At 37.0% G+C, this 13,323-nt stretch carries 13 protein-coding genes; 6 read left to right on the forward strand and 7 right to left on the reverse strand.

Annotated elements, in window-relative coordinates; all coding sequences use genetic code 11:
• Positions 1-1,168: 1,168 nt before the first annotated feature.
• The 4 genes from Q360_RS0108555 to purN all read right to left on the reverse strand — a co-directional run bounded on the left by Q360_RS0108555 (position 1,169) and on the right by purN (position 5,532).
• Entirely contained in the window at positions 1,169-3,067 is a 1,899-nt protein-coding gene (locus tag Q360_RS0108555) for an amidophosphoribosyltransferase (protein WP_027076715.1), read from the reverse strand.
• A gap of 42 nt (positions 3,068-3,109) precedes the next feature.
• A complete protein-coding gene (locus tag Q360_RS0108560; protein ID WP_027076716.1) occupies positions 3,110-4,036 on the reverse strand; it encodes a PfkB family carbohydrate kinase in 927 nt (308 codons plus the stop codon).
• A gap of 170 nt (positions 4,037-4,206) precedes the next feature.
• Entirely contained in the window at positions 4,207-4,842 is a 636-nt protein-coding gene (locus tag Q360_RS0108565) for a ribonuclease H1 domain-containing protein (protein WP_027076717.1), read from the reverse strand.
• A gap of 117 nt (positions 4,843-4,959) precedes the next feature.
• The gene (gene purN / locus Q360_RS0108570; RefSeq protein WP_036195579.1) at positions 4,960-5,532 is read right to left on the reverse strand and encodes a phosphoribosylglycinamide formyltransferase; all 573 of its coding nucleotides are present in this window, start codon (positions 5,530-5,532) and stop codon (positions 4,960-4,962) included.
• A 283-nt stretch (positions 5,533-5,815) separates the two neighbouring features.
• Here purN and Q360_RS0108575 point away from each other — a divergent pair, with 283 nt between their 5' ends.
• The 5 genes from Q360_RS0108575 to pyk all read left to right on the forward strand — a co-directional run bounded on the left by Q360_RS0108575 (position 5,816) and on the right by pyk (position 10,176).
• A complete protein-coding gene (locus tag Q360_RS0108575; protein ID WP_008269813.1) occupies positions 5,816-6,049 on the forward strand; it encodes an acyl carrier protein in 234 nt (77 codons plus the stop codon).
• Positions 6,050-6,159: 110 nt separating this feature from the next.
• Positions 6,160-7,410 (forward strand): beta-ketoacyl-ACP synthase II, encoded by a 1,251-nt coding sequence (gene fabF, locus Q360_RS0108580; protein ID WP_027076719.1) that lies wholly within the window; start codon positions 6,160-6,162, stop codon positions 7,408-7,410.
• 8 nt (positions 7,411-7,418) lie between these two features.
• Entirely contained in the window at positions 7,419-8,153 is a 735-nt protein-coding gene (gene rnc, locus Q360_RS0108585; RefSeq protein WP_027076720.1) for a ribonuclease III, read from the forward strand.
• Positions 8,154-8,266: 113 nt separating this feature from the next.
• Entirely contained in the window at positions 8,267-8,731 is a 465-nt protein-coding gene (locus Q360_RS0108590) for an IPExxxVDY family protein (protein WP_027076721.1), read from the forward strand.
• 2 nt (positions 8,732-8,733) lie between these two features.
• The gene (gene pyk / locus Q360_RS0108595) at positions 8,734-10,176 is read left to right on the forward strand and encodes a pyruvate kinase (protein ID WP_027076722.1); all 1,443 of its coding nucleotides are present in this window, start codon (positions 8,734-8,736) and stop codon (positions 10,174-10,176) included.
• Between the two features lie 69 nt (positions 10,177-10,245).
• Here pyk and Q360_RS0108600 read toward each other — a convergent pair whose 3' ends face one another.
• Positions 10,246-10,767: a PAS domain-containing protein gene (locus Q360_RS0108600; protein WP_027076723.1), complete on the reverse strand. Its 522-nt coding sequence runs from the start codon at positions 10,765-10,767 to the stop codon at positions 10,246-10,248.
• Positions 10,768-11,178: 411 nt separating this feature from the next.
• Positions 11,179-12,282: a DNA polymerase IV gene (dinB, locus tag Q360_RS0108605; protein ID WP_027076724.1), complete on the reverse strand. Its 1,104-nt coding sequence runs from the start codon at positions 12,280-12,282 to the stop codon at positions 11,179-11,181.
• A gap of 36 nt (positions 12,283-12,318) precedes the next feature.
• Between dinB and Q360_RS0108610 the strand changes: the two genes are divergently transcribed.
• Entirely contained in the window at positions 12,319-12,801 is a 483-nt protein-coding gene (locus Q360_RS0108610; protein WP_027076725.1) for a CYTH domain-containing protein, read from the forward strand.
• Here the strand turns inward: Q360_RS0108610 and Q360_RS25735 are convergent.
• The gene (locus Q360_RS25735) at positions 12,788-13,036 is read right to left on the reverse strand and encodes a hypothetical protein (protein ID WP_156950063.1); all 249 of its coding nucleotides are present in this window, start codon (positions 13,034-13,036) and stop codon (positions 12,788-12,790) included. The genes Q360_RS0108610 and Q360_RS25735 overlap by 14 nt on opposite strands.
• Positions 13,037-13,323 lie beyond the last annotated feature (287 nt).

The following is a 13,323-nucleotide window of genomic DNA, read 5'->3' on the forward strand; positions in this document are numbered from 1 at the left end:
GGAATTCGTTAAGCATCCGATTCTCAGGTTGAAATACCCTCATTTGATCTTATTAGAGATGTTGTAAGATGGCTTTTTAGAACCTGTGTTATACCACGACGCTATGAAAAACAGGTATGACGAGAGTTTAACGCCTAGGTTCTTGATGTTTTTCAAACTAGCGTATTTGATGTCTGGGATTAAAAATATATTTCACATATATACCTGTATATTTAAGTAGATGATTACACTTTCAACTAATTAACGGCTGTTGGGGGAAACTTTAGGGTTAAGCTAAAGCTTTGAAGATGGCAACCTCCAAACAATCTTGGCATAAAGCAACATGGCAATTGAATCTTGGATATTTTAATTATCCCCGGCCTCAATTACGACACAAGTAAATTCATTTGGGGTGGAATGAAATCTGTAACGCTAAAGTTTAAGCCTAAATTTAGGTAAGTAAAAAATTCTTTAACAGATGGGTGATGTCTATTAGTACTAAAGTCAATAAATGGTTAGGATATCTTTTTTGATAAAAATGAGTAGCTGATCAACAGTATTGGTTTAAATGATGTTTGTTAATAACCGAAGGAAGAATGGTAGTATAGTAGGAATTTATAAAAATAAAAAGGCGGAGCATTGCTCCGCCTTTTCCCCAAATCTTACCATGAACTTAACCTACTTATGCTATGGTTGTTTAAAGGTATGGTGCATATTTATATTTAAAGAAGGCGTCGGTCAAACATCCAAAATATCAGGTTTAAAAGCAGTTATCGTTAAGCGAATGGGAAGGACAGTATAGCAATTAACATTGTTACGTGGAAGCACTATAATCGAATTATTTTGATGTAAATACTGAATATGAAGCGTAGGCAAGGAGCTATTAATAATAGTGAACAAGGAAGTGTTCTTTTGGAAACGGTATATTGCCAAGATAGATTTTGGGATTAGAATATAACGCCCTTATCAAAGGTTGGTATTGATGCAACGCTAGCTTAGATGAATGTTAAATAAAAAAGGTGGAGAAGTCTCCACCTTTTTTGCCCCAAATCTTACCATGAACTTAACCTACTTATACCATGGTAAATTTAAAAGTAGATTCGTTAGATTCAAATAGGCTATTGTAACGTTGAAATACCTATTATATCGCTGAAATACACAACACCTTTTGTTTTGTAGCTATTAAAAACTAGTATGCCCGTTCATTTTTGCCTTCATAAAAATTAATAAAGGCTCTGTTTACTACTCTATTACCTCCCGGTGTTGGATAATTTCCTGTAAAATACCAATCTCCCAAATTTTTCGGGCAAGCTATATGGAGGTTAGAAATAGTTTGGTAAATTATTTGCACCTCTGCATTTATAGCGTCCGAACTTAGAAGTTCACCTATTTTGGCTGAAATCTGATTCGCGGAGAACGGCGTATAAAATTCTTGCACATAATTGACTACATCTATGTCTTTGGATTGCACTTGGTTTTTACACTTTTTATATATTTTGTCCACTACGTTCATGGATTCATGATCATGATGTAAAGCTAATGCTGCTTTAAATGCAATAAAGTCCTCCAATTTAGCCATGTCAATCCCATAACAGTCTGGGTATCTAATTTGTGGTGCCGAAGAAACCACTACAATCTTTTTTGGAGACAAGCGATCCAAAATACGTAATATACTTTTTTTAAGAGTTGTCCCTCTTACAATGCTATCATCAATAATCACCAGATTATCTCCTTTTTTCACCGAACCATAGGAGATGTCGTAAACATGGGCTACTAAATCGTCCCTGCTATCATCCTGTGTAATAAAAGTTCTTAGTTTAGCATCTTTTATAGCTACTTTTTCTATTCTTGGGCGTACCTCTAAAATAGCATGCAGCTCTTCACTAGTTATTTCTGCGCCTATAGCAAGTATTTGCTCCTCCTTCTTCTTGTTTAGGTAATTTTGTGCCTCTTTAACCATTCCAAAGAAGGAAGTTTCAGCCGTATTAGGAATATAAGAAAATACAGTATTTTTTATATCATGGTCTATCGCTTTCAGAATCTGAGGAAACACTAGTTTACCCAGTTCTTTTCGTTCCTGATAAATTTCCTTGTCGCTACCTCTAGAAAAATAGATACGTTCAAAGGAACAGGCCTTCCGCTCTGTAGGTTCTAAAATTCTTTTTATGCTAGAGGTTCCATTTTTCTTTATAATAATAGCATGTCCTGGATCTAATTCTTTTACTTCTTCATAGGGGACATTGAATACCGTTTGTATAGCAGGTCTTTCGGAAGCAACCACCACAACTTCGTCATCCCTATAATAATAGGCAGGGCGTATTCCAGCAGGATCTCGAAGAACAAAAGCATCACCATGCCCTAGCAAACCAGCCATGGCATAACCGCCATCAAAATTTTTAGCTGCTCTGCGCAGGATTTTAGAAACCTTTAATCGCTCTGCAATTATAGCAGAGGCTTCCTGTTTTGTGTATCCTTCTTTTTTTATTTCCTTATAAAGCTTGGCGACAGCATCATCGAGAAAATGCCCTATCTTTTCCATGACAGTAACGGTGTCTGCCATTTCTTTAGGATGCTGACCTAATTGAATAAGATTATCGAACAGTTCATGTACATTGGTCATGTTGAAGTTTCCAGCTACAATAAGGTTGCGGTGCATCCAGTTGTTTTGTCTTATAAAAGGGTGTACACTTTCTATACTGTTCTTTCCAAAAGTACCATAACGTACATGGCCTAAAAGTAATTCACCTATATAAGGAATGTTTTTTTTTTGTAGAGCTACATCATCTTCATATTCCGGATGTTCTTTGAGTTCTTTATTAATGCGGTCGTTTATTTGCGCAAAAATATCTTGTATGGGCTGTTGTTTGCAGGAGCGTACACGGCTCATATACCTTTGTCCCGCGCCTACATCTAATTTAATACTAGCAAAACCAGCACCGTCCTGTCCGCGGTTGTGCTGTTTTTCCATCATGAGGTACATTTTATTTACTCCATAAAATGCTGACCCATACTTTTCCTTGTAGTATTCAAGAGGCTTTAGTAATCTGATGACCGAGATACCACATTCGTGCTTTATAGCGTCACTCATTTTATAGGGGTATTAAAAAAACCCCTGTTAAGGGGTTTATTATTATTGTAATTCAATTTCAAACTGTGTTAACGTTTTAAACTGGTGTAGTCTCTTATTTACTTCTTTCTTATCCAAATTCACCATGCGTTCGGTTCCAAAACGTTCTACACAGAACGATGCCAAATTGGACCCATGGATAACTGCTTTCTTCATGTTCTCAAAAGAGATGTCGCCAGTAGCTGCTAGAAAACCTGAAAATCCTCCTGCGAATGTATCTCCTGCACCCGTAGGGTCAAAAACCTCCTCTAATGGTAGTGCAGGGGCAAAGAAAATTTGCTCCTCATGGAACAATAAAGCGCCATGCTCCCCTTTTTTAATGACTACGTATTTTGGTCCCATACCATAAATTTTATGTGCTGCTTTCACCAAGGAATATTCTCCAGTAAGTTGGCGTGCTTCCTCATCGTTTATGGTAATTACATCTATATGTTTTATGGTCTCAAGCAAAGCGTCTAAGGCATTATCCATCCAAAAATTCATAGTATCCAATACGATGAGTTTTGGTCGTTTTTCCATCTGATTAATTACACTTAGCTGAACGCCGGGATGCAAATTTCCTAACATCACCACTTCTGCACCCGAGTAGTCGCTAGGAACAACAGGATTGAAATCTGCCAAGGTGTTCAATTCTGTTACTAGGGTATCTCGTGAGTTTAGGTCGTTGTGATATTTGCCTTTCCAGTAAAAGGTCTTTCCACCTTTAACGATTTCCAGTTGAGAAATATTGATGTTTTTATCGCTAAGAATATTCAGATATTCCTTTGGAAAATCTTCACCTACTACGGAAACAATGGCAGAATCTACATCAAACTGCGAAGCGGCTAAACTTATAAAGGTGGCTGCGCCGCCCAGTATTTTATCCGTTTTTCCAAACGGCGTTTCAATTTCATCAAAAGCCACGGTACCCACAATCACCAACTTACCCATATACTATTGAAATTTGGTTGCAAATATACAGTTTTCATTGCCTATTGCATACTGGTTTTTTGAGACAGGAGGAATAGTTATCAATATAGTAAGGCTGTTGTTCAGTAGCAATCTGTAGTACCCTAAAAACAGGATTAAATTTAATTTTTCTGAAAGCGCTTAAAATCTTTCTACTTTCTCCCAAAATCTGCAGGTACTTCACCCCATGCTTTCGTCTCCCATTTTGTAATTGGTGTGCTATATTGGTTCTTCTTTAACCAGTCTACGGCACGCCCTATCAAATCGAATAAGTCTTTATTCTTAGCTGTTTCTGGTAATCTGGTATTACAATTTTTTTTCCGAACCCAGCTCATGGCGGTACGAGAATCTGTGTAGATAATACGGTCACTGTTGCGCTCTTTCAAAAAGGCAAGTCCGTGTACGATGGCCAAAAACTCCCCAATATTGTTAGTACCTTGTGGAAAAGGTCCTTGTTTAAATAATTTTTTACCTGTTTCGGTGTCAACCCCTTGGTATTCCATTATGCCAGGGTTTCCGCTTGAAGCGGCATCCACGGAAATAGAGTGGTAGTTGGGCTGCCCAATTTTCAATAATTCTTGTGACGAGAGGAGTGATTCTCCCTTTTTCTTTCCTTTAAAATCAGCATAATTTCCATTAAAAGCTTTCTGTGCTAAGGTAAAGTTCTCAAAAGATTTATATTCTGCACCTTTGTAGCCTTCTATCGCCTTTTTACAAGCAATCCATGTTTTATGTATGCCCGGTTGTTTGCCTTGCCAAACTACATAAAATTTACTTTTTTTTGCCATTATCTAACCTGTCAAATTTTGTGTTTCGGCTAAGCTTAGCAGAAAATAAAGTCGAATGACCTCATAACGAAGACGGTCTTCAACTGAGTTCCTGCTAATATCTTTTTTTATAGAGCTTTATTTAGTTAACAATTTTTCGATTACTCTAGGAAAATGTTGATACTCAAGTTCATGTACTTTTTTCGCTATTTGCTCAACCGAATCTTCCGGTAGCACAATTGTTTTGGTCTGATGAATAATTGCGCCTTCATCATAGTTTTGATTCACAAAGTGTATAGTAATTCCTGTTTCGTCATCCTTATTAGCTTTAACTGCTTTGTGAACGTTAATACCGTACATTCCTTTTCCGCCATAGTTTGGCAGTAGCGCTGGGTGTATGTTTATAATTTGTTTGGGAAAGGCATCTACTAAGTTTTGTGGAATCTTCCAAAGAAAGCCCGCTAATATAATCAAGTCTGGTTCTAATGACTTTAGGATGTTTAGAACACAACTACTTTCAGAGAAGGCTTGTCTATTAAAGTACAATGCATTTATTTTTAGTCTATTACACCTATCTAAGACTTTAGCATCCCTCTTGTTAGTGAGTACAGCGGCGATGGTAATGTTTGGGTCGCGCTCAAAATACGTAGCTATATTTTCCACATTGGAACCGGAACCAGAGGCAAGTAATACAATTTGTTTGGGTTTCAAAAGAAAAGGATTTAGTATAATGACATACAGTTTTTTAGCAATAGCCAAGCAAAAAGAACAGAGTAAAAGAATTGAGAACCCACCATTTAATTAGTAAATATCTGTTATTCAATTATTTTTTTTAAAGCGCAAACCTTACCAAAACAAAATATTTAATACTGTAAAATTACCACTCTTGTATTTAATTTGATTAAATTCCCTCACATTTTAACGACAAAAGGTGTTATTAAACCAAAGTTTTTTATTTTTGCCATCAATTTAAATTTTTAAAACCAATATTATTATGTCAGACATTGCATCAAGAGTTAAAGCTATCATCGTTGATAAGTTAGGAGTTGATGAAAACGAAGTGGTAACTGAAGCTAGCTTTACTAACGATTTAGGGGCAGATTCTTTGGATACTGTTGAGTTAATCATGGAGTTCGAAAAGGAATTTGATATTCAAATCCCAGATGATCAAGCTGAGAACATCGCGACAGTTGGCCAAGCAATTAGCTATATAGAAGAAGCGAAGTAATTTATGATTTCTCTTAGATAGAATTTAAAATTATCCATGTGGTAAATGCTCCGCATGGATAATTTTTTTTAATTTACATTGATTTATAGTTTAAACAAAAATAAAGTTCAATGCAATTAAAGCGAGTTGTGGTTACCGGATTAGGGGCACTTACCCCAATTGGTAATAATATTGAGGAGTATTGGAACGGTCTTGTGAGCGGTAAAAGTGGCTCTGCTCCTATTACACATTATGATGCCGAAAAATTCAAGGTTAAATTTGCCTGTGAACTCAAAAATTACAATATAGAGGACCATTTTGAAAGAAAGGAAGGTCGTAAGCTGGATAAGTTTGCGCAATATGCCCTTATTTCTTCTGATGAGGCCATCTTAGATTCCAAACTGGATTTGGATAAAATTGATAAATTTCGAGTTGGGGTTATTTGGGGCGCTGGTATAGGCGGACTCGAAACTTTTCAGAACGAGGTGTTGAATTTTGCAGCTGGTGATGGTACACCACGTTTTAATCCGTTCTTTATTCCTAAAATGATAGCGGATATCGCACCAGGTAATATTTCTATAAAACATGGTTTCATGGGGCCTAACTATACTACGGTGTCTGCCTGTGCATCTGCGGCAAATGCTATGATAGATGCACTTAACTACATACGTTTAGGACATTGCGATGTCATTGTTACCGGCGGTAGCGAAGCAGCAGTGACGATTGCAGGTATGGGCGGCTTTGGAGCAATGCACGCTTTATCTACCAGAAATGATAGTCCAGAAACGGCTTCGAGACCATTTGATGCTACTAGAGACGGCTTTGTACTTGGTGAAGGAGCTGGAGCATTGATTCTTGAAGAATACGAACATGCAAAGGCAAGGGGAGCAAAAATATATGCCGAGGTGGCTGGTGGTGGCCTTTCAAGTGACGCATATCACATGACAGCCCCCCATCCAGACGGTATTGGCGTGGTTAGAGTAATGCAGAATTGTTTGCGAGACGCCGGAATGGAAATAGAAGATGTTGATGCCATAAACACACATGGTACGTCTACCCTTTTGGGAGATGTAGCAGAATTGAAAGCTATTTCAGAAGTTTTTGGGGAACACGCCAAGAACATAAATATAAATTCTACAAAATCCATGACAGGACATTTATTAGGAGCCGCAGGAGCCATTGAGGCCATTGCGTCGATATTGTCTATGGAACATGGTATTGTGCCCCCTACGATTAATCACACCACGGTAGATGAAAATATTGATCCTAGTCTAAACCTAACCTTAAACAAGGCACAAAAAAGAGAGATTAACGTTGCGATGAGTAATACCTTTGGTTTTGGAGGACATAATGCTTGTGTCGTCTTTAAGAAACTAAAGTAAAACAGGTAATGGAATTCCCTAAAAATATATTCACTTCCCATCCGAAAGAGGATGGGGGTTTTTTTTTAGGAATTACCCGAATACTTAGTTTTAAGCCTAAAAACTTAGAATATTACAAAAAAGCCTTTCTTCATAGGTCTATGAACAAAAGGGATGAGGAGGGCAACCCTATGAATTATGAGCGCTTGGAGTTTTTAGGCGACTCTATGTTAGGCACCATTATTTCCAAACACCTATATAGCGAAGTGCCTAACGGTGACGAAGGCTATCTCACAAAAATGCGTTCCAAAGTAGTAAGTAGAGAACATTTAAACGAGCTAGGGAAAGACCTAAAATTGATTGAATTAGTTGAGAGTAGGATTCCTAAATCTCATTTTGGGGAGAACATCCATGGTAACGTATTTGAAGCTTTGGTAGGAGCCATATACTTGGACAGGGGCTATCCATACTGCGAGAAATTTATAAAAAAAAGAGTCATTGAGCCTTATGTAGATATAGAACAGTTAGAAGGCAGGGTTATCAGTTATAAAAGTTTGGTTATAGAATGGTGCCAAAAACAAAAAAAGACTTTTAAATACAATGTTTACGAAGATACAGGTAACGATTCATTGAAACATTTTGCAGTTAAATTATCAATAGGTGGTGACGTTGTGGCAAAAGCAAGGGCTACATCTAAAAAGAAGGCAGAAGAACGTGCTTCTAAAAGGGCTTTTTTTGCACTTCAAGACAAGATGAAGAAGTAAATACTTCTCTTATAACAATATGCTAACGTTTTCGTAAACTATAATACCTCTTTAGGGCTTTTGTTTTTAGGCTTTATTGGTGAATAGTTCTATATTTACGTCTTGTTTTAACTATGGCAGCAGTCTACAAAATAAACGAAGATTTTTATGATGATTCATTTCTTTTGATTGCAATTCATAGCGCCATGGAGGATTATGCGATTGTATATCATCTAAACCAAGCCCTTAAAGCAAAGTTTAAAAGGTCCAATAACGATTTTGACCTATCGGAAAAAAGTTCCTTTCCCTGGTTTGATTGGGTAGATCAATTCCATGACAGGTATTGGGTTCTTATTGCAAATCATAGCACAAAACAAGAGTTACTAGTAAATAATGACTTATTTCAGAACGAAACAACTTATAATAGACCTCGCTTGGTCCCAGAATATAAGGAGGTAGATTATTTTCTAAAAATAGAGGAGGAAGAAGGTCTGAAAAGTGATGTAATAGTGAAAATTCTAACGAAAATGCCAAAGGTAATTACGGCTTATTCGGTAGAAACAGATAAATTAAAATCAAAGAAAAACTTAATATTCTAAGTATGCCAACTAATAAAAAAACAAAAATAGTAGCCACTTTAGGGCCGGCCACAAGTAAAAAAGAGGTGCTTAGAAGCATGATGTTAGCTGGAGTGGATGTCTTCAGAATCAACTTTTCACATGCAGACTATGCAGACGTAAAGGAGCGCGTTGCAATGATTCGTGAGTTGAATGAAGAATTGGAAATGAACACCTCTATACTTGCAGATTTACAGGGACCTAAGTTACGTGTAGGCGTTATGGCAGGTGAAGTTGTAGTAAGCCCTGGAGATGAGATTACTTTCGTTACGGGTAAGCCTTTTGAGGGCAATGCGGAGCGAGTGTATATGAACTACAAGCAGTTTCCTAGGGATGTTAAACCTGGGGAACGTATCCTTTTGGATGACGGAAAATTAATGTTCGAGGTCGTTGCTACCAATGGTGAGACTGAGGTTAAGGCAAAAGTGATACAAGGAGGCCCCTTAAAATCCAAGAAAGGTGTAAACCTTCCCAATACCAATATATCGCTTCCTGCACTTACAGAAAAAGATATTAAAGATGCGGAATTTGCAGTTTCGCTTGAGGTAGATTGGATTGCGCTTTCCTTTGTGCGATTTGCTCAAGACCTTATCGATTTACAAAATATTATCAGTAAACATTCCAAGCATAAAATTCCGATTATAGCAAAAATCGAAAAGCCAGAAGCAGTTGAGAATATAGATAAAATCGTTGCTTATTGTGACGGTTTAATGGTTGCACGTGGAGATTTGGGTGTTGAGGTTCCTGCACATGAAGTTCCATTGATTCAAAAGCAACTAGTGTTGCGAGCCAAAAAGGCAAGAATACCAGTAATCATTGCTACCCAAATGATGGAGACCATGATTACCAGTCTTACGCCAACAAGGGCAGAGGTAAACGATGTAGCCAACTCAGTAATGGACGGTGCTGATGCTGTAATGCTTTCCGGAGAAACATCCGTAGGTAATTATCCAGTGGAGGTTATCGAAAAGATGACTAGTATTTTAAGAAGCGTAGAGGGTAGTGAATTGATAAAAGTTCCTCACGAACCTCCGCATATTAGAACCAAACGTTTTATCACAAAATCTGTTTGTTACCACGCTGCGTTAATGGCAAACGAGATAAAAGCGAAAGCCATCTCTACGTTGACTAATAGTGGATATACAGCCTTTCAAATATCTGCTTGGAGACCAAGTGCACATATATTGGTTTTTACCTCTAACAAACGTATACTTACGCAACTGAATTTATTATGGGGCGTAAAGGCATTCTATTATGACAAGTATGTTTCTACTGATGAAACTATAGATGATGTAAATAAATTGGCCTGCAAAAAAGGGTTTTTGGAAGTTGGGGATATGCTCGTTAGTTTGGCTGCTATGCCCATGAAGGATAAGGGTATGGTAAATACTTTACGTGTCACCGAAATAGAAAGTTGTAATTTTTAATCCCATAGTTAGATAAAATAGAAAAACCCGCATATTGCGGGTTTTTCTATTTTATCTAACTTATGAGCACTACGCCACTTCGCGTTCAAAGGCTATGAAATTAATTAGCTTACCTTTTTTGTCGAATATCGGTTGGCCATGAATCCAACAGTTATACGTTGAACCATCCTGCTTGTAATTAGTTACTATCGTTTCAAATGATTTTTCTTCTTTAATAGCTGTGGAGATGAGTTTTAACGATTTTTTACAAGTTTTTTCACCTTGGAACATTTTTGGTTTATTGCCTATAATCTGTTCTGGTCTGTAACCGTTCATTTGCCAAATATTATTTGTAGCGTAAACGATATTAAGTTTAGCATCTGTAACTACTATTATATGTTCCTTTTCCTGCAGCTCCTGTTCGAATATATTATTGTCGAATTCCCACGAATTTTCCTTTGCAAGTTTAGAAAGAAAGGTTATATCATTGGATGCATCGCAGACTTTGTCAAAATTAACAGCATAAAAATCCCAGGAAGATACGGGTAGTTGAGTAATTTTTAATTTTTTGTAAAACTTTCGTACGGCATCATCGTAGTCTTTAATATCCATAAGCTTTAAGCGGTATCAAATTCTTTTTCATAATAAATAACAATAAAGTTATAAAAACTAGTGATGTGTATCAAATTAATAGGAAGGATTAACAGTCTTGTTTAATGCTTCATAGGACTTAATTTCCTATAATAATATAAAGGGTAAACAAAAACCCAAACTAAAGCTATGAATAAAAGCCCTAATTCATCCCTTTTGGTATGTATCATGAAAGTAAACTAGCTTCACTTTTCGGTCTTATTTAAGGAAGTGGAAACAGGTTAAAATCTTTTATCCATTAACTCAGATAGTATTTACACACTATAAAAGAGATGCAAAGTCATCTGTAATCTTTTGACTACAATCAAAAAGATTTTATTAATACTCAAGCTAGGAAAGTTGCTCAACCTTAATAGGAATATGCCTCATTTATTAAAAGTCGAATTTTAATTGAACCAAGATAGCTTCTTGCGCTGTCTTTGTCTTTTCTTTTTTAGCCGTGTTTAAATTAGCCAATGAAATACCCAATAAGCGCACGGAATTTTGAAGTTCTTCTTGGTACAATAATTCCTTGGCCGTTTCTAGAATAAGATCTTTATCCGAGATGAAATAGGTCAAGGTCTTGCTTCGAGTATTCAGTGTAAAATCACTATACTTTATTTTTAGTGTAATGGTCTTCCCAGCGATATCCGATTTCTTTAAGCGTCGATCTAGTTCCGTTGCTATCTGGTCTAAGCGTTCCAACATAAAAATCTCACTACTAAGATTCTCGTTAAAAGTACGTTCAGCACCAACAGATTTTGGTATTCGATGAGGCTTTACTTCGCTTGTGTGAATGCCTCTTACCACGTTAAAATAGTAGTGGCCGCTCTTTCCAAAGTGTTCTCCTAAGAAATCGGCTGATTTTGTTTTCAAATCCTTTCCAGTAAAAATACCGAGTTGGTACATCTTGGCAGCAGTAACTTTCCCAACGCCATAGAATTTTCTAATTTCTAAATCGGCTAAAAATTGGAGTACCTCCTCTGGATTAACTGTTTTTTGTCCGTTGGGTTTGTTGATATCGCTTGCAACTTTGGCGATAAATTTATTTATGGAAATACCGGCAGATGCATTTAGACCAGTTTCCTCTAAAATTCGTTGCCGAATTTCCTTAGCTATTAACGTTGCAGAAGGGTTACCCTTTTTATTTGTGCTTACGTCTAAATATGCTTCGTCTAAGGACAAGGGTTCCACTAAATCGGTATATTCAAAGAAAACGGAGCGTATTTTTTGTGAGATTTCTTTATACCTATCAAATCGTGCTTTTACAAAAATAAGTTCTGGGCAATTCCGTTTGGCTAAAACACTGCTCATGGCACTACGCACACCAAATTTCCGTGCTTCGTAACTTGCGGCGGCAACAACACCACGCTGGGAACTTCCGCCTACCGCAATTGGTTTCCCTCTAAGTTTAGGATTGTCCAACTGCTCTACGGAGGCATAAAAGGCATCCATGTCTACATGAATTATTTTTCGCAAGGGAAAATTGGATTCCATATCGTAAATTTATAACAACTAAACCTAGTTTACAGAATGATTGAAATCGAACGTAAATTTTTAACATTATCTAACCAATTTAAGGCGGATGCTACCGGTAAGACCAGGATCGTGCAAGGATTTTTAAACACGAGTCCAGATAGAACGGTGCGGATTCGTATAAGAGGTGAAAAAGGATTTATTACGGTAAAAGGAAAATCCAATCTTGCAGGTACTTCTAGATTTGAATGGGAAAAGGAAATCCCTGTACCAGAGGCCGAAGCCTTGCTTAAACTTTGTGAAAAAGGGATTTTGGAGAAAATCAGATTTGAGATTCTCTGTGGCAATCATATTTTTGAAGTGGATGAGTTTCAGGGATTGAATTCGGGTTTGACGGTAGCAGAAGTTGAACTAAGTTCGGAACAAGAAGTATTTCAAAAGCCCGGATGGCTAGGAGAGGAAGTAACTGGGCAAATCAAGTATTACAACTCTCAGTTAAGCCACACACCCTATACTACTTGGAAGACTATTTTGTTATAATTATTTTTTTCGGTACCGAGTCTGAGCTAATTATTGCTATGGGAGTTCCATTATACGTAGCAATCTCTAGAATATATGCTGGTCTGCAGCATTCCCTTCCTAGACTATTTTTTTTGAAGTTCAACACCAAGGTATCTGTTTCGAACGTATTTAATATTACGTGGTAGGCAATGGTCCCTGTAACACCAGAAATAGCTATTGTTCCTACTCGTATCTGTACCGTTACCAGGGTCATTTACCTGTGTCTCACCGGTGAAAACCTTTATAGTTTCTAAACTATAGCTTTCGTTTGTTATAAGGTTCTCACCTTCTGCATTTACCAGCTCTATACTTAGTGTTTGTCCAGCGCAAGATACTATGGTGCAATCGTCCTGTTCTTCAGTTTTTTCATTACAACTCGCAAGAAATAATAACGAAAACAATATTAATAATTGGCTTACCCTCATGTAGTTTAGATGTAATTTTTACGAAAGGGTGCACAGAAAATAAGAATCCTAGATAACTGTATCAGCTTGATAGTAG

It is taken from the genome of Maribacter antarcticus DSM 21422 (genome assembly GCF_000621125.1).
Taxonomy (GTDB): domain Bacteria; phylum Bacteroidota; class Bacteroidia; order Flavobacteriales; family Flavobacteriaceae; genus Maribacter; species Maribacter antarcticus.

Bases quoted from the DNA above. Each gene is read 5' to 3' on its own strand.
- Q360_RS0108590 (WP_027076721.1), top strand. From the start codon at position 8,267: ATGGCAGCAGTCTACAAAATAAACGAAGATTTTTATGATGATTCATTT.
- fabF (WP_027076719.1), top strand. From the start codon at position 6,160: ATGCAATTAAAGCGAGTTGTGGTTACCGGATTAGGGGCACTTACCCCA.
- Q360_RS0108555 (WP_027076715.1), bottom strand. From the start codon at position 3,067: ATGAGTGACGCTATAAAGCACGAATGTGGTATCTCGGTCATCAGATTA.
- pyk (WP_027076722.1), top strand. From the start codon at position 8,734: ATGCCAACTAATAAAAAAACAAAAATAGTAGCCACTTTAGGGCCGGCC.
- rnc (WP_027076720.1), top strand. From the start codon at position 7,419: ATGGAATTCCCTAAAAATATATTCACTTCCCATCCGAAAGAGGATGGG.
- Q360_RS0108610 (WP_027076725.1), top strand. From the start codon at position 12,319: ATGATTGAAATCGAACGTAAATTTTTAACATTATCTAACCAATTTAAG.
- Q360_RS0108600 (WP_027076723.1), bottom strand. From the start codon at position 10,767: ATGGATATTAAAGACTACGATGATGCCGTACGAAAGTTTTACAAAAAA.
- Q360_RS25735 (WP_156950063.1), bottom strand. From the start codon at position 13,036: ATGACCCTGGTAACGGTACAGATACGAGTAGGAACAATAGCTATTTCT.
- Q360_RS0108560 (WP_027076716.1), bottom strand. From the start codon at position 4,036: ATGGGTAAGTTGGTGATTGTGGGTACCGTGGCTTTTGATGAAATTGAA.
- Q360_RS0108575 (WP_008269813.1), top strand. From the start codon at position 5,816: ATGTCAGACATTGCATCAAGAGTTAAAGCTATCATCGTTGATAAGTTA.
- Q360_RS0108565 (WP_027076717.1), bottom strand. From the start codon at position 4,842: ATGGCAAAAAAAAGTAAATTTTATGTAGTTTGGCAAGGCAAACAACCG.
- dinB (WP_027076724.1), bottom strand. From the start codon at position 12,282: ATGGAATCCAATTTTCCCTTGCGAAAAATAATTCATGTAGACATGGAT.